We start from the raw sequence: 15,248 nt of genomic DNA on the forward strand, positions 1-15,248 counted from the left end.
ATCCACTACACGCCAGTCTATCATTTAATTTCCAAATATCAAGGCGCCGGCCTAGATCATGGCCGAAGGAGAATTCGCCCATGTCCGCCGCTACCTCGATGGCCGCCCCCGCGCCCGCTTCAACACCCTGCCGCTGCTGATTGCCCTGTTCTGCCTGCTCTGGAGCTACGCGTTCGTGGCCGGCAAAATCGGCGTCACCGACTGCCCGCCGCTGATCCTGCTCGCCGCGCGGTTTTCGCTCGCCGGGGTCTTGATCCTCGCCATCTCCTGGCTGCGCCGCGACCAATGGGATCTCACCTGGCGCGATGCGGCGGTGTTCGCCGTGCTCGGCGTCGCCAACAACGCGCTCTATCTCGGCCTCGGCTATACCGGCCTGAAGAGCGTCTCCGCCGGACTTGGCGCGCTGATCGTCTCGGCCAATCCGGTGTTCACCGCCATGCTGGCGGCGCTGTTCCTCGGTGAGAGCATGACCTCGCGCAAGGTGATTGGTCTCGTGCTCGGCATCGTCGGCGTCGCCTTCATCGTCTGGCATCGCATGTCGGTCGGATCGGACAGCCCGCATGGCATCTTGTTCACGCTGGCCTCGCTCGCCTCGATCGTCGCCGGCACCGTGCTGTTCAAGCTGCTGGCACCGAAGGGCAGCCTGTGGATCGGCAACGGCATCCAGAACATGGCCGGCGGTCTTGCGGTGATGCCGTTCGCCTTCACACTCTCCAGTGTCAGCGACATCGTGCCCAGCATGCGGCTTGCCGGCGCCTTCACCTTCCTCGTGCTCGGCGGCTCGATCCTCGCCTATCTGCTCTGGTTTCATCTCCTGAAAGTGTGTGGTGCGACCGCCGCAAGCGCCTATCACTTCCTGATGCCGCCGCTCGGCATGCTGTTCGCCTATTTCGTGCTCGGCGAGCATGTCGAATTTCGCGACCTGCTCGGGATCGTTCCGGTGGCGCTCGGCATTTACCTGGTGACCCGCCCCGCAGCCGCCGCGGCCAACAGGAGTATGACGTGAGCATCACCATCACGCTGATCGGAGGTCCCACCGCCCTGATCGAGATCGACGGGTTCCGCCTGCTCACCGATCCGACCTTCGATGCGCCCGGCGAGTATCAATTGCCGCATGTGAAACTGGAGAAGTTGACAGGTCCCGCGCTCGGCGTGCGCGATGTCGGCGCGATCGATGCGGTGCTGCTGAGCCACGACCAGCATTCCGACAATCTCGACCATTCTGGCCGGGATTTCCTTAAAGGCGCGAAGCGCGTGCTGACGACGGAGGCCGGCGCCAGGCGGCTCGGCGGCAACGCCGAGGGCTTTGCGCCCTGGGCCTCGACCGAGTTGCAGAAGGGCGGCCGGACGCTCACCATCACCGCGACGCCGGCGCGGCACGGGCCGGCCGGGATCGAGCCGTTGTCCGGCGACGTCATCGGTTTCGTGGTCGAGCCGGCGAAGCCCGGCCGTCCGGTCTATGTCAGCGGCGACACAACATGGTTCGACGGCGTCGCCGAGGTCGCGCGGCGTTTCGACTGCGGCGTGGTGCTGCCGTTCGCCGGCGCCGCGCAAACCCGCGGCCCCTTCCATCTCACCATGGACACCAATGACGCGATCGAAACCGCGCACACCTTTGCGGACGCGGTGATCGTGCCGGTTCATACCGACGGCTGGGCGCATTTCCGGCAGAGCGCGAGCGACCTGCGCGCGAGCTTCGATACGCTCGGCTTCGGCCGCCGTCTGCGCATCCTCGAGCCCGGCATCGCCACGGTCATCGAGCCGTAGGTTTCGTCCCAGGAACCTTGCCGGTATCCGGCTCGTTGTCAGACGGCTGGAACCGGACATGACGCGGCAAGGGACGATCCCACCAGACGACAAACATGACGATGCGCCGGCGGCGAAGCCCCGGCGCCAGCCGTTCAGTTTCAGCCGCGTCCTGAAGACGCTCGGACCCGGGCTGATCACCGGCGCTTCCGACGACGACCCTTCGGGGATCGGCACCTACAGCCAGGCCGGCGCGCAACTCGGCTACGGCATCGGCTGGACCATGCTGCTTACGTTTCCGCTGATGAGCGCGATCCAGGAGATCTCGGCGCGGGTCGGCCGCGTCACCGGGCATGGCATCGCGGGTAATGTATGCCGGCATTATCCAGGCTGGCTGCTCGCCGTCGTGGTGACGCTGCTGTCGATGGCCAACACCATCAATATCGCGGCCGACCTCTCGGCCATGGCCGATGCCACAAAGCTTCTGATCGGCGGTCCGGCCATTCTCTATGTGGTGCTGTTCGGCGTGACCTCGGTGGCCGCGCAGATCTTCATGAACTACCGGCGCTACGTCACGATCCTGAAATGGCTGACGCTCAGCCTGTTCGCCTATGTCGCGGCGCTCGCCTTTGCCAAGGTGTCGTGGATGGAGGCCCTGGCCGGCGTGCTGCTGCCGCGCATCAGCTGGAGCGCCGACTATTTCACGACCATCGTTGCGATCCTCGGCACCACGATCTCGCCCTATCTGTTCTTCTGGCAGGCCTCGCAGGAGGCGGAGGAGCAGCGGGTCGACGCCACCAAGCATCCGCTGATCGAACGGCATTACGGCGCCCAGCACGAATTCTCGCGCATCCGCGCCGATACCATCACCGGCATGGCGTTTTCGAACCTGATCGCATTGTCGATCATCGTCACCGCCGCCGCATCGCTGCACGCCACCGGCAAGACCGACATCCAGACCTCGGCGCAGGCCGCCGAGGCGCTGCGCCCGATCGCCGGGCCGTTTGCCGAGGTGATCTTCGCGCTCGGCATCGTCGGCACCGGCCTTCTGGCGATTCCGGTGCTCGCGGGTGCGACGGCTTATGCGGTCGGCGAGGGCCGGCGATGGCGGGTTGGGCTGACGCGCAGGCCGAAGGAGGCGATCGCGTTCTATTCGGTGCTGGCGCTGTCGGGCGGCATCGGCATCGCGCTCAACTTCACGCCGATCGATCCGATCGCGGCGTTGTACTGGAGTGCGGTCGTCAACGGCGTGCTCGCGGTGCCCGTGATGGTGCTGCTGATGTTCATGGCCCGCCGCCGGGACATCATGGACCGCTTTGTGGTCCGCGGATGGCTGTACTGGCTCGGCTGGCTCTCGACCGGCGCGATGGCGCTCAGCGTGATCGCGATGGGGATCGGCTTCCTGCTGTAGCTTGTTCGAACTCCTCAACCCTCGCCGAACAGCGAGCTATCGATCTTGGTCGTCGATTTGACCTTTCGCAGGATGATCGTCGTGCGGTAGCTCGCGACGTCGCTATCCGGATGCATAAGGCGGTCGAGGATGAACGATTGGTAGCGCGCGAGGTCCGAGGACACGATCCGTAGCGAGTAATCCCAATCGCCGGCAATCATGCAACATTCGACGACCTCCGGAAGGTCGATCACCTTCCGCTCGAAGCGCGTGAAGGATTCCCTGTTCTGTTGCTTGAGACGGACCTCGACGATCACGTCGAATCCGAGTCCAACCCGCGTCGGGTCCACCAGCGCCACATAGGAATTGATGACGCCGGCCTCTTCGAGCGTGCGAACGCGTCGCATGCAGGGGGCGGACGAGAGGCCGATCCGCTCGGCCAGCTCGAGATTCGTGATCCGCCCCTCGACCTGCAGCACGTTCGAGGATTTTTCGGTCGATCTCGTCAATCACGATCGCGGTTCCCATTTCTTTCGCATTCTCCATCTTTTGCGCAATTGTTTGCAGAAGAAGGGCTGAAATGCATCTCAAATCGCAATGTCATTGCCCTCGCGCGCGCATAAGATGTGGTGCGAGGGTTCTTTGATCGCTGCAACCGAGCAGCAAGGAGCGGGCATGGCCGGAAATGACGACAAATCCTTTTGGGATCGCGCGCGGCGGCACCTCATTCGCTATGGCGGGACGTTCGCTCCCGTCATCATCGAGCGCGCCTCCGGGTCCTTCGTCTATGACGCCGACGGCCGGGCCATCCTGGATTTCACGTCCGGGCAGATGAGTGCCGTGCTCGGTCATGGTCACCCGGAGATCGTCCAGACCATCAGCGAGCATGCCGAACGGCTCGACCATCTCTTCAGTGGCATGCTGACGCGCCCGGTCGTCGCGCTGGCCGAACAGCTCGCGGGCCTGCTGCCGCCGGGGCTTGATCGCGTCATGCTGCTCAGCACCGGCGGCGAGTCGAACGAGGCGGCCATCAAGATGGCCAAGCTCGCCACCGGCGGCTTCGAGACCGTCGCGTTTGCGCAGTCCTGGCACGGCATGACGTCTGGTGCGGCCGGAACGACCTATTCGGCCGGCCGCAAGGGTTATGGTCCCGCGCCGGTCGGCTCGCTCGCGATCCCGACGCCGAACCCCTATCGCCCGCGCTTCGGCAACGCGGCCGATTGGCGGGCCGAGCTGACTTACGCCTTCGATCTGATCGATCGCCAATCGACCGGCTCGCTCGCCTGCATGATCGCCGAGCCGATCCTCAGCTCCGGCGGGCTGATCGATCTGCCCGAAGGCTACCTTGCCGCGCTGAAGGATCTGTGCCGGGCACGCGGCATGCTGCTGATCGTCGACGAGGCACAGACCGGCCTCGGCAGAACCGGCGCCATGTTCGCTTTCGAGCGCGACGGCGTCGTGCCTGATATCCTGACCTTGTCGAAGACGCTCGGTGCCGGGCTGCCTCTGGCTGCGGTCATCACCTCCGCCGAGATCGAAGAGCGGTGTCACGAACGCGGTTTCCTGTTCTACACGACGCATGTGTCGGACCCGATGCCGGCCGCGGTCGGGCTGAAGGTCATCAAGATCATCCTTCGCGACAGATTGGTCGAGCGCGCCAGGATAGCGGGCGCGCGGCTGAGGGATGGGCTCCTCGCACTCCAGAACCGGTTCGAATGCATCGGTGACGTGCGCGGCAGGGGGCTGATGCAGGGCATCGAGATCGTGCGCGACCGTTACAGCAAGGAGCCTGACGAAGCGCTCGGAACGCGTGTCTCTCAGCGCTGCATGCAGCTTGGACTGAGCACCAACATCGTTCAGTTGCCCGGCATGGGCAGCGTATTCCGCATCGCCCCGCCGCTGACGATCAGCGACGACGAGATCGATCTTGGCCTCTCGATCCTCAGCGACGCGTTCGAAAGCGCATTGCAAAGCAGGGCTGGCTAGATCAATCCTTGCGGAACACGATCGAGGCCATCCAGCCGGTCATCAGCGCCATGAACGCGGTGATCAGGCCGTAGACAAGGCCGTTATGCCGCGCGGTGGTGGCGACGAATTGCTCGAAGCCGACCTTGACGATCTCGAATGCGGTCTCGGCCTTGGTCACCAGCGCGCCGTCGGAAAACAGCTTGATCTCGACATTGTAGGTGCCGATCGGCACCTCCGCCGGCAGCGGAATGCCGGTGCGGAACAGGGTCGGGGTCAGGAAGGTCACCGCCGAGGTCGCCTCACGGTACAGCCCGTGCTCGGAGCGCAGCCGCACGAAGGCGCTGCGGAACGGGTCGTTCGGCACCACGTCGGCATAGTCGGGGCCGACCCGCTGGCATCAGCAGCACGTTGTTGAGCCCGAGCTGCTGCCGCCGCTGCACCTCGGGCGAGGCGATCTGGTCGAACGGGCGATTCGAGAACAGCGCGAGATAGCCCGGCACTTGCAGGAACTGGCGCGAGTCGGTGTTGATCCAGATGCCGAACTTGCGCTCCTTGCGCCGCGTCACCATGTCGGCGCGCGGGCCGGACACCGTGACGACGAGATCGTAATTGTTGCGATTGGCCGGCGTCTTGTCGTCCTTCTCGACCGAGCCGAACAGCACGAGTTCGCCGCCGGAATAGTTCGGCGTCACCGTGACGCGGTGGTTGGAGACCGACACGATCAGCCGCTCGGCATGAGCGGGCGCGGCCGCCAGGCTGGCGGCGGCGAGACCGATGATCGCGAGCGCCGCGCGCAGCCTCATGGCGGGGCTCCGCCGGTTTCGCGGATGCTGTAGAGGTCCTGCGGCCGGATCACCAGCTCCACCGCAAAGCGGATGCCGACCGCGAGCACCAGCAGGCCGAGCAGCAGGCGCAGATGCTCGCCGCGGATCTTCTGCCCGGCGCGGGCGCCGAACTGCGCGCCGGTGACGCCGCCGACCATCAGGATCAGCGCCAGCACGGCGTCGACCAGATGGTTGGTCACCGCGTGCAGCATGGTTGCGAACACCATGGTGACGAGGGTGAGCACCATCGAGGTGCCGATCACGGTCGAGGTCGGCACCCGCAGCACATAGATCATCAGCGGCACCAGGATGAAGCCGCCGCCGATTCCCATCACCGCGCCGATGAAGCCGATCGCGAGTCCGACCACGACGACCGGGATGACGGAGAGATAGATCTTGGAGCGCTTGAAGCGCAGCTTCAGGGGCAGGCCGTGGATCCAGCCATGGCTGCCGGGCTTGCGCAGCGCGATCGGACCGCCGCGGCGGACGCGCAGCATCGCGCGCAAACCTTCCCAGAACATCAGCCCACCGACCGTTGTCAGCAGGATGACGTAGGACAGCGCGATCATCAGGTCGAGCTGGCCGAGCGAGCGCAGGAAGGTGAAGGTCCACACCCCGAACGTGGTGCCGAGCGTGCCTCCGACCAGCAGCACCGCCGCCAGCAGCGGATCGATCGCGCGTCTGCGCCAATAGGAAATGGCACCGGAGAACGAGGAGGCCGCGATGTGGCTGGCGACGGAGGCGACCGCGACCGCGGGCGCGATGCCGACGAAGATCAGCAGCGGCGTCATCAGGAAGCCGCCGCCGATGCCGAACATGCCGGAGACGAATCCAACCGCCGCGCCCATCGCCAGGATGAGGAAGACATTGACCGGAATGTCGGCGATCGGGAGATAGAGCTGCACGCGCGTCGCTTCTTGTCGGTTCGCCGCGAACTCGGCACAAGGCCGCATCACGGCGTGATGTCGTTCTGGTCGGGCATTCTCCGGCTGAACGAATCCGGTCGGCGCGCAAGACGCAGGCGAACGCGGGTCGATTGCCGCGTTCTTGCATAACCGAATTCGGCGGGGGGAGGGACTAAGAATCCGCTCCCGGGGGCATTTTTCGCCGCACTCGGCCGCCGTCTGCGGACGTGGTTGATAATTCAGATTAATGGCGCCGGTGGCGCCTCACGGCCGATCGACAGGCTTGGTGATCAGGTTCAGCGCGAGCGCTTCTTTCGGGTTTAGCCAGCGGATATCGGAGGTTTGCGACATCGCCTCGACGATCGCGGAGGAGACGCCCATCTTGGTCATGTAGCCCAGCACCATGCCCTGGATGCGTTGTGCCTCGGCGAGGGGATCGCTGACCGGCGTGCTCGTCGTGAAGCGATGCACGCCGAGCCGCGAGCCCGCGATGCCATAGCGGGTCTGGCCGCCGGCATAGACCAGGACGCAAGCGCTGGCGCAGGACGCGGGGCGGAGCTTGCCCGAGGCATCTGATGTGGCGACCGCGGTGACGAGCCCGCGCGTGCGGATGACCTCGCCCATGATCGCGGCCTGGTTCAGCGCGCCGCCCGGCGACGACAGCAGCACGACGTCGCCTGGTGCGAGACGCGCCTCGCTGAGCCGGTCGCGGAACCAGCTCGCGCTGGCCGAGCCGATCTTGCCGCTGATCGCAAGCGCCCGCCGGCCGCGGCCCGATCCGTCGATGTCGACGTCGGGAATCACCGCGGACGTCATGCTGGCCGCGATGTAGGTCTCGCGCCAGAAGTCCCAGGCGCCCGGCGTCGACAGGTCCCGGTAAGCCTGGATGGCGACGCTCGACAGCAGCAGCACGAAGATGATGATGGACCAGAGCGAGAACCGGAAGGCGCGGGGCGGCGATGCCGCGTTCCGTTGCGGCGTCGGCGGAGGCGAGGCCGAGGGGCGCGGGGCGAATGGAGACGGCGCCTGCCGCGGCGGCGCAACGCGGGGACCTGTCGGCGACGAACGGTGGCCCGTTCCATCATCCTGGCGATCGTCGACAGACAAGCCTGACCCTCCGGAACGCGCGCCCCGACGGCGCGGAACTGCGCGCCTGTCTACACGGCCGAAGGCCGGAGGTATAGGACAGCGGCGCCGTCAGGGCGCCGCAGCCGTCTCGAACCTAGTGAGCTGGAGCGGCGAGCGCCGCGGTCCGCTTCGAGGGTTGCTTGACCGGCTTCGCCGCGGCGGGCTGCGCGGCCGCGCCGTCCCAGCCGCCGGCAGGCGCCGGCACGTTGACCGCATCGCTCGGCTGCGGCTCGGCGGTGAAGGTCTGGATCGCCAGCTTCGCTGCGGCCAGCGACTGCGGGTCGAGCCGCTTGGCAATATCGTCGCGCTTGTGGCCGGCGTCGGCGTCGCCCTGCGCGGCCGCGAGGCTGAACCACTTGAAGGAACTCGGCGAGGTTCTGTTCGACACCGATGCCGCGGGCATAGAGGATGCCGAGATTGACCTGGCTGTCGGCAACGCCGCGATCGGCCGCCTTGCGGAACCATTGCGCGGCGCTCTTGTAGTCGGCGCCCTTGCCGCCGCCATCGGCGTCGAGCACGGCGAGATTGTGCATCGCCTTGGCGTTGCCGCGCTCGGCGGCCTGCACGTAGTAGCGTCGCGCCACATCGAAGTCGCGCTTCACGCTGAGGCCCTTCTCGTAGAAGGTGCCGAGCCGGAACATCGCGGGCACCACGCCGGCCTGCGCCGCGCGGCCATACCATTTGGCGGCTTCGTCGACATTGGCGGTCACGCCCTTGCCCTCGGCAAAGCGGACGCCGACTTCATAGGCCGCGGCCGCATCGCCCTTGATCGCGGCGCTGCGCAGCGCCGGACCACCGATTGCGTCGGGCAGTTTCTCGCCCGCCGGGATTTGGACCATGGCGAGCTTGCCGCCGAGCGGCGGTGCGGTCGGAATCGTGCCGGTGACGTCGTTGGCGGCGGCTGTTGGCGCGGCGGTCGGCTCAGGCGCGGCGGCGGGTGCGGGTGCGATTGCCGGCGGGATCGTCACCTGCGCGCTGTCGAGCGTGTTCGGCGCCGGAGTATTGTTGGACTGGCGGCCGAGCGGGGTCGGCGAGGTCATCGACGGCCCGGGCACTGACGGTCCGGGCACGCCGGACGGCGCAGCCGGGGCGGGCGCGACGGAATTCTCGGCAGGCGGCTGCATGGGCGGCGTGGCCGGCTCGCTGTGCTCGATCGCCGGCACCTGCGGCGTGGAGCTGGTGTCGAGCAGATTCATCGCCATCTTGGCGGTCGAGAGCAGGATCACGACCACGCTCGCGCCGACCAGCAGCGAACGGATCTTGGAGGTGATGGTCGAAGGCTGCGCCTCCGGCGCGCCAGTCGCCGTCGCGCCGGCCGCGGCCGTGCCGGCCTTGGCGGCAGCCGCCTTCGCGGCCTTGTCGGCCTTCTCCTTGGCCTTGGCTGCAGCCTTGCTCGCGGCGCGCGCCGCCTTCTCGTTGACGGGTTGCGCGGCAGCGGCCTGCGCGGCGCGGCGCGCGGCGGCGATGAAGCTCGATGTCGAGACCGGCTCCTTCTTGCCGGCGGGAAGATCAGAGATCGCGCGCTCGGAATCCGCGATCCGCTCCGACGGCGAAGCGACGCGGCCGGAGGGGCGTGTGCCCGGTTCGAGCGGATGATCCGGTGGCAGGTCCGGCGCGATCGCGGCGCGTGCGGACGCCGCATGCGGCTCGAGGATCTCGCTGATCGCGCGCGGCGGCAGTGGCGGCGGCGGCGCGCTCTCGACCGGCTGCGCGGCATGGAATTCGCGCGGCGCGGACATGAAGTGCTCCTGCGCCAGCGCAGGATTGGGCAATTCGGGCCTGTACGATTCAGGCTTGTACGCTTCAGCTTTGGGCTGCGCGACCGGCTGCGACATCGCCGCGCGCGGCATTTCCATCCGCGGAGCTTCCATCCGCGGTTCGGCCGGCGCGGGAGCAGGCGGCGCGGTGCGCACCGTACGCAGATCGTTCTCGATCATCGCGAGACGATCGACGACATGGCCGAGCGTGTTGTGAACGGTCTCCAGCGAATCCTGGGTGCGGCGGTCGGTCTCCGACTGGCTGAAGCGGATGTCGGACAGCTCGCGCTTCACCATGTCGACGATGCCGCTGTCCATCATCGGCTGCGGCGAGGAGGTGTTGACGTTGCGGGCGGCGTCGGCGAGCGAGGCGATGTGGGCGTGCTGCGCCTCGAGGTGCCGCATGATGTCATGCAGCGCTTCCTCGACCCGGCCGAGATTGCCGGAGCGCTGGTCGGCGGACTCCAGGCGCTCGAGCAGATACGAGACGCGCTGCTCGAGATGGGTGAATGCCGACGAACTGTCGTTGCCGACCTGCAGACGGTCGATCCGCTCCGACAGCGAGCGCAGGGCGCCTTCGATGGCATCGGTGTTGTCGTAGCCGGCCGGCCGCTCGCGGGTCTCCAGCGTCGAGGCCAATGCGGCAATGCGTTGCTCGATCCCGGCGAAGGCATCGCCATGGCTCTCGGCGCGCGACATCTGCGACAGCTGGTCGACCTTCGCGGCCAGCGCATGCACGTCCCCGGAGAGCTGCAGCAGCGCGTCGTTGGAGGCGACGTTGGAGACGATGGCGCGCAGCGCGGCGATCGCGCTCTCGAGCTGATGCACCGTCGACGGATCGTCGTTGGCGCGCAGGATCATGTCGAGCTTGGCGCCGAGATTGCGGATTGCCTCGTCGTAGCCGGTGAGCTGCTCGGCGGGCGTGAGCGTGCGCAGCGACTCGCGGATCTCCGACAGCGCGCGTTCGATGCCGGCGATCGCTTGGCCCTGGCCGTTGCGGCCCTCCTGGCGGAGCTCGTCGATCCGGTGATGCAGCGAGCGGATCTCGTTCTCGATCGACTCGATCGCCCGGCGCGGCATCGCCTCGGTGATCGCCTGGCGGATTTCCGCAAGCTCGCCGCGGAAGGCCGCGATCGACTGCTCAATATGGTCGGGCCGCTGCAGCGCCTCGATCTGGCTCGTGATCTTGAGCAGCTGACGCTCGAGCGAGGAGAAGTCGGGCCCGGCCGGCGGCGGTGGCGCATAGGCGGCCATCGGCGGCGCCGATTGCGGCATCGGCGCCGCGCCGCGCGGCGGCATCTGGCGTTGCGCTGATACGTCGAGCTCGTTCTGGCGCGCGGCGATCTCCGCGATCGCGAAATCGAACGAGGCCGGGCTCAGTGGCGGCGAGGGACGATAGACCTGGGCTGCGGCGCGCTCGACCGCCTCCGCCTGGCGCAGCCTCTCCTCCAGTTGCCGGTCATGCATCTGCGGCTCGCGCTGCATCTGCGATTCGCGCATCGGCTGTGGCTGCGGCTCGCGCGCCGGCTGTGGCCGCGAAATCTGCGACAGCCGGGCATCGAGGCGCGAAATCGCGTCGTTCAGCTGCCGCGCGACGGCGGGCTGGCCGCGCGGCACTTCGGCGCGCACCGCTTCGGCGCGCGTCAGAGGCTTTGCAATCTGTTCGATCTGGCGGGTGATGGCGTCGAGCCGCTGGTGGATATCGGCGACCTCGCGGCTTTCCCGGCTCGGCATCGGCTGCCGTTGCTCCATGCGCCAATCCGGCGGGCTCGGTTCACCGACGGTGGAGTTGAGCCAGTCGTTCAGCGACATCCCGGCGCGGCGCGCAGCCGCCTCGGCCCTGTCGCGGACGGAGGGATCGATGCCGTCAACACTCCACGATACGCGCGAATTCATGATTCCGTCCGGTCCCGACTCCGGCGCTACACCCTGCGCCCGCAGCCTCCCCGCGCATTCCCGTTAAGAGACAATCGAATTCTGCGCCGGGCGTCTGCCTCAGCTGCTGACTTTTTCCCGTCACGGTAAATAACGGGTTAAGGAATGCGGCCGACGGGCGCTAAAGTTCAGGGAATCCGGGAACCTGTTGCGCCGGATCAGGACAGCGACTTGTGTCGCCGCCAAACTTCTCCTTCCCCTGAAAGGGTGGGGGTCGGGATGGGGGTTTGCTGCGGACGACGCTGTATGTGGAGCGAGCGGATCCCCACCCGCTTTGCTCTGCCGAGCAAAGCGACCTCCCCCTTTCAAGGGGAGGTGGCTGCCTAGCCGTTGCTTTCGCGCTTGCCGTCGTCGAGCGGCCGCACGTTGCTGCGGCCGGACATCGCCGAGAGCGCGTCGAGCGCCTCCCCGCACCATTCCACCACCATGCGCTCATGACGCATGCCGAGGCGCAGGCTGAGCATCTTGCCGACGTCGGCCGGTGGCGCGGTGCCGCCGGGAAAGCGCTTGTTGAGCAGGCGCTCGTAGCGCTCATAGCGATCGCGGTGATGCTCCAGCCGCGCCATCAGGTCGTTGCGCAGCGGTTCGATGTCGACGCAGTCGAGCGCATAGAGCCGGACCAGAAGGTCGTCCTTGATCGAGGGCGGAACGCTCGGCCGCGCCGCCCAGTGCTTCAGCGCCGCGCGGCCTTCGGCGGTCAGGGTATAGACCAGCTTGTTGGGCTTGCCGGACTGCACCACCTCGCGGCCGTGGACATGGCCCTTGTCGCGCAGCCGCGAGAGCTCCCGGTAGATCTGCTGGTGGTCGGCCTTCCAGAAGAAGCCGATCGATGCATCGAACGTCTTGGCGAGCTCATAGCCCGTCATCGGACGTTCCGTGAGGCATGCGAGGATTGCGTCACCGAGTGCCAACGCCCACCTCCATCTCAGTTCCCCAAAAGGCCATTCTGAAGTTCGCTTGACTTTATGCGTTAGTGTGCATATGCGTCAATATGCATATGGTGATCGGCGTGCCGCCCTGTCGCGCGCGGCCGATGTTCAGGCTTCTTTAACCCGCCGCAGGAGACGTCCGAATGAGCAAGCCGGGCCTCGACAAGTGGTACGCCTACATGAAGTCCCACGACACCGCCGCTCTGTGGGACCTGCTGCATCCCGACGCGGTGTTCGAAAGCCCGGTCGTGCACACGCCGCAGCGCGGCCGCGACATCACCTTCAAATATCTCACCAGCGCCGCCAAGGTGCTCGGCGGCCCGACCTTTAGGTATCTCGGCGAGTGGCAGAACGACACCGGCGCGGTGCTCGAATTCGAGAACGAGATCGACGGCATCAAGCTCAATGGCGTCGACATCATCACATTCGATGGTGACGGCCGGATCACGCATTTCAAGGTGATGGTGCGTCCACTCAAGGCGATCAACCTGCTGCATCGGATGATGGGCGAGGAGTTGATGAAGCAAAGCGGCGCAACGTCGCAATCGTAAAGCATGATCCGGAAAAGTGCGAAGCGGTTTTCCGAAAAGATCACGCTCAAACAAAGAGCTAAAGCGCGATGACGTTTCAACCCAATCTCATCGCGCTTTAGTCGCGATAGCATCTGCCGCGGACCTCCGGAACCGGATAAGGTCCGCTCCAACAACCCAAGGACACGCTGCGCAGCGTTCGTCGCATATGCGGTTACGTGCCAGCCGGGAGACCAGCATGCCAACCTACAAAGCCCCCGTCGAAGACGTCAGCTTCCTGCTCAACGACGTTTTCCAGATCGACCGTTACGGCAATCTTCCCGGCTTCACCGATGCCTCGGCCGATGTGCGCGAGGCGATCCTCGGCGAGGCCGCCAAGCTCAGCGAAGAGGTGCTGCAGCCGCTCAATCGCACAGGCGATCTCGAAGGCTGCAAGCGCAAAGACGACGGCAGCGTCACCACGCCGAAGGGCTTCAAGGATGCCTTCAAGCAGGTCGCCGAAGGCGGCTGGCTCGGCCTCTCGGCGCCGACGGAATTCGGCGGCCAGGGCCTGCCGGTGACGCTCTCGCAGGCGGTCAACGAATTTCAGATCTCCGCCAACATGGCGTTCTCGATGTATGGCGGGCTGACCATGGGCGCGACCGCGGCGCTGCTGGTGCACGGCACCCCCGAGCAGAAGCAGACCTATGTGCCGAAGATGGTCGCCGGCCAGTGGACCGGCACCATGAACCTGACCGAGCCGCAGTGCGGCACCGATCTCGGCCTGCTCCGCACCAAGGCGGTGCGCCAGGCCGACGGCAGCTTCAAGATCACGGGCACCAAGATCTTCATCTCCGCCGGCGAGCACGACCTCACCGAGAACATCATCCATCTGGTGCTGGCGCGCATCGAAGGCGCGCCGGCCGGCATCAAGGGCGTCTCGCTGTTCGTGGTGCCGAAGGTGCTGGTCAATGCCGACGGCTCGCTCGGGCAGCGCAACGGCGTCAGCTGCGGCTCGATCGAGCACAAGATGGGCATCCACGGCAATTCCACCTGTGTGATGAACTACGACAACGCCACCGGCTGGCTGATCGGCGAAGAGAACAAGGGCATGCAGGGCATGTTCGTGATGATGAACGAGGCTCGCCTCGGCGTCGCCGTGCAGGGCCTCGCGCAGTCCGAGGTCGCCTATCAGAACGCGGTCGCCTATGCCCGCGAGCGCCTGCAGGGCCGCTCGCTGACCGGCGTGAAGGAACCCGAGAAGCCGGCCGATCCGATCATCGTGCATCCCGACGTGCGCCGCACGCTGCTCACCATCCGCGCCTTCAACGAGGCGGCGCGCGCCATGGTGGTGTGGACCGCGCTGAAGAGCGACGTCGCGCACCGCTCCAACGACGCTGGAGATCGCCAGGCTGCCGACGATCACATGGGCCTGATGACGCCGGTGCTGAAGGGCGTCCTGACCGACACCGGGTTCGCCAACACGGTCTCGGCGCAGCAGATGTTCGGCGGCCACGGCTACATCGCCGAGCACGGCATGGAGCAGTTCGTGCGCGATGCGCGCATCGCGATGATCTATGAAGGCGCCAACGGCATCCAGGCGCTCGACCTGGTCGGCCGCAAGCTGCCGCGCGACGGCGGCCGTGCCGCGATGGCGTTCTTCGGCGAGGTCGGCGCTTTCGCCAAGGAGCATGGTGCCGACGAGGCGATGAAGCCGTTCATCACCCCGCTCTCCACCGCGCTCGGCCATCTGCAGCAGGCCACCGGCTGGCTGATGCAGAACGCGCTGGCCAAGCCCGACAATGCCGGCGCCGCCGCGACCGACTACATGAAATTGTTCGGCCTGGTCGCGCTCGGCTACATGTGGGCGAGGATGGCCAAGGTGGCGCAGGACAAGGCCGCCGCCGGCACCACGCCGTACCTCAACACCAAGCTCGTGACCGGTCGCTTCTTCATGGAGAAGCTGCTGCCGGAGACCGCCGTGCATCTGGCCCGGATCCAGAGCGGCAGCGCCACCACGATGGAATTGGCCGCGGAAGCGTTCTGAAGCGTTTTCCAGCGAAGTGGAGACCGGTTCGCGTGAAGAAAACGCGTCAAACAAGAAAGCCTTGAAAATTGCCGCCGCACTGCTGCGGCGGCGTGTCCTTCCGTATATAT

At 66.4% G+C, this 15,248-nt stretch carries 10 protein-coding genes and 2 pseudogenes; 6 read left to right on the forward strand and 6 right to left on the reverse strand.

All coding sequences use genetic code 11. The features are described 5' to 3' along the window. The first annotated feature begins 58 nt into the window (after positions 1–58). Genes ACSKB9_RS27985 through ACSKB9_RS27995 form a run of 3 tightly spaced genes read left to right on the forward strand, consistent with a single transcriptional unit; the run spans position 59 to position 3,157 of the window. Positions 59–1,006: a DMT family transporter gene (locus ACSKB9_RS27985; RefSeq protein WP_438077166.1), complete on the forward strand. Its 948-nt coding sequence runs from the start codon at positions 59–61 to the stop codon at positions 1,004–1,006. Then, positions 1,003–1,767, forward strand: coding sequence for an MBL fold metallo-hydrolase (locus ACSKB9_RS27990; protein ID WP_438077168.1), 765 nt, complete (start codon positions 1,003–1,005; stop codon positions 1,765–1,767). Before ACSKB9_RS27985 ends, ACSKB9_RS27990 begins: the two co-directional genes overlap by 4 nt. 58 nt (positions 1,768–1,825) lie before the next feature. Continuing rightward, a complete protein-coding gene (locus ACSKB9_RS27995; protein WP_438077170.1) occupies positions 1,826–3,157 on the forward strand; it encodes an NRAMP family divalent metal transporter in 1,332 nt (443 codons plus the stop codon). A 14-nt stretch (positions 3,158–3,171) separates the two neighbouring features. Here ACSKB9_RS27995 and ACSKB9_RS28000 read toward each other — a convergent pair whose 3' ends face one another. Further along, complete coding sequence (locus ACSKB9_RS28000) at positions 3,172–3,645, reverse strand: Lrp/AsnC family transcriptional regulator (RefSeq protein ID WP_438077172.1); 474 nt, start codon at positions 3,643–3,645, stop codon at positions 3,172–3,174. Between the two features lie 166 nt (positions 3,646–3,811). Between ACSKB9_RS28000 and ACSKB9_RS28005 the strand changes: the two genes are divergently transcribed. Continuing rightward, the gene (locus tag ACSKB9_RS28005) at positions 3,812–5,122 is read left to right on the forward strand and encodes an aspartate aminotransferase family protein (protein ID WP_438077174.1); all 1,311 of its coding nucleotides are present in this window, start codon (positions 3,812–3,814) and stop codon (positions 5,120–5,122) included. A gap of 1 nt (position 5,123) precedes the next feature. Here ACSKB9_RS28005 and ACSKB9_RS28010 read toward each other — a convergent pair. The 5 genes and pseudogenes from ACSKB9_RS28010 to ACSKB9_RS28030 form a co-directional block, all read right to left on the reverse strand. Further along, positions 5,124–5,907: pseudogene (locus tag ACSKB9_RS28010) on the reverse strand (TIGR02186 family protein). Continuing rightward, entirely contained in the window at positions 5,904–6,833 is a 930-nt protein-coding gene (locus tag ACSKB9_RS28015) for a sulfite exporter TauE/SafE family protein (protein WP_076832838.1), read from the reverse strand. Before ACSKB9_RS28015 ends, ACSKB9_RS28010 begins: the two are co-directional and overlap by 4 nt. Before the next feature lie 264 nt (positions 6,834–7,097). Further along, positions 7,098–7,940, reverse strand: a complete 843-nt coding sequence (locus ACSKB9_RS28020; protein WP_438077176.1) for a hypothetical protein — start codon at positions 7,938–7,940, stop codon at positions 7,098–7,100. A 115-nt stretch (positions 7,941–8,055) separates the two neighbouring features. Further along, positions 8,056–11,614, reverse strand: a pseudogene (locus ACSKB9_RS28025) (hypothetical protein). 362 nt (positions 11,615–11,976) lie between these two features. After that, positions 11,977–12,564 carry a PadR family transcriptional regulator gene (locus ACSKB9_RS28030; protein WP_438077178.1) on the reverse strand — a complete coding sequence of 196 codons (588 nt, stop codon included), beginning with the start codon at positions 12,562–12,564 and terminating at the stop codon, positions 11,977–11,979. A gap of 161 nt (positions 12,565–12,725) precedes the next feature. Here ACSKB9_RS28030 and ACSKB9_RS28035 point away from each other — a divergent pair, with 161 nt between their 5' ends. Together ACSKB9_RS28035 and ACSKB9_RS28040 are read left to right on the forward strand one after the other, a co-directional pair. Further along, a complete protein-coding gene (locus ACSKB9_RS28035; protein WP_438077180.1) occupies positions 12,726–13,133 on the forward strand; it encodes a nuclear transport factor 2 family protein in 408 nt (135 codons plus the stop codon). Positions 13,134–13,350: 217 nt separating this feature from the next. Beyond that, entirely contained in the window at positions 13,351–15,138 is a 1,788-nt protein-coding gene (locus ACSKB9_RS28040; protein WP_438077182.1) for an acyl-CoA dehydrogenase C-terminal domain-containing protein, read from the forward strand. Positions 15,139–15,248 lie beyond the last annotated feature (110 nt).

The sequence above is a fragment of the Bradyrhizobium sp. BR 1433 genome, assembly GCF_051547665.1.
Classification (GTDB): domain Bacteria; phylum Pseudomonadota; class Alphaproteobacteria; order Rhizobiales; family Xanthobacteraceae; genus Bradyrhizobium; species Bradyrhizobium australafricanum.

What these genes read in the sequence shown, in the direction of transcription:
- ACSKB9_RS28040 (WP_438077182.1), top strand. Translation starts at nt 13,351, where the DNA reads ATGCCAACCTACAAAGCCCCCGTCGAAGACGTCAGCTTCCTGCTCAAC.
- ACSKB9_RS28005 (WP_438077174.1), top strand. Translation starts at nt 3,812, where the DNA reads ATGGCCGGAAATGACGACAAATCCTTTTGGGATCGCGCGCGGCGGCAC.
- ACSKB9_RS27995 (WP_438077170.1), top strand. Translation starts at nt 1,826, where the DNA reads ATGACGCGGCAAGGGACGATCCCACCAGACGACAAACATGACGATGCG.
- ACSKB9_RS27985 (WP_438077166.1), top strand. Translation starts at nt 59, where the DNA reads ATGGCCGAAGGAGAATTCGCCCATGTCCGCCGCTACCTCGATGGCCGC.
- ACSKB9_RS28035 (WP_438077180.1), top strand. Translation starts at nt 12,726, where the DNA reads ATGAGCAAGCCGGGCCTCGACAAGTGGTACGCCTACATGAAGTCCCAC.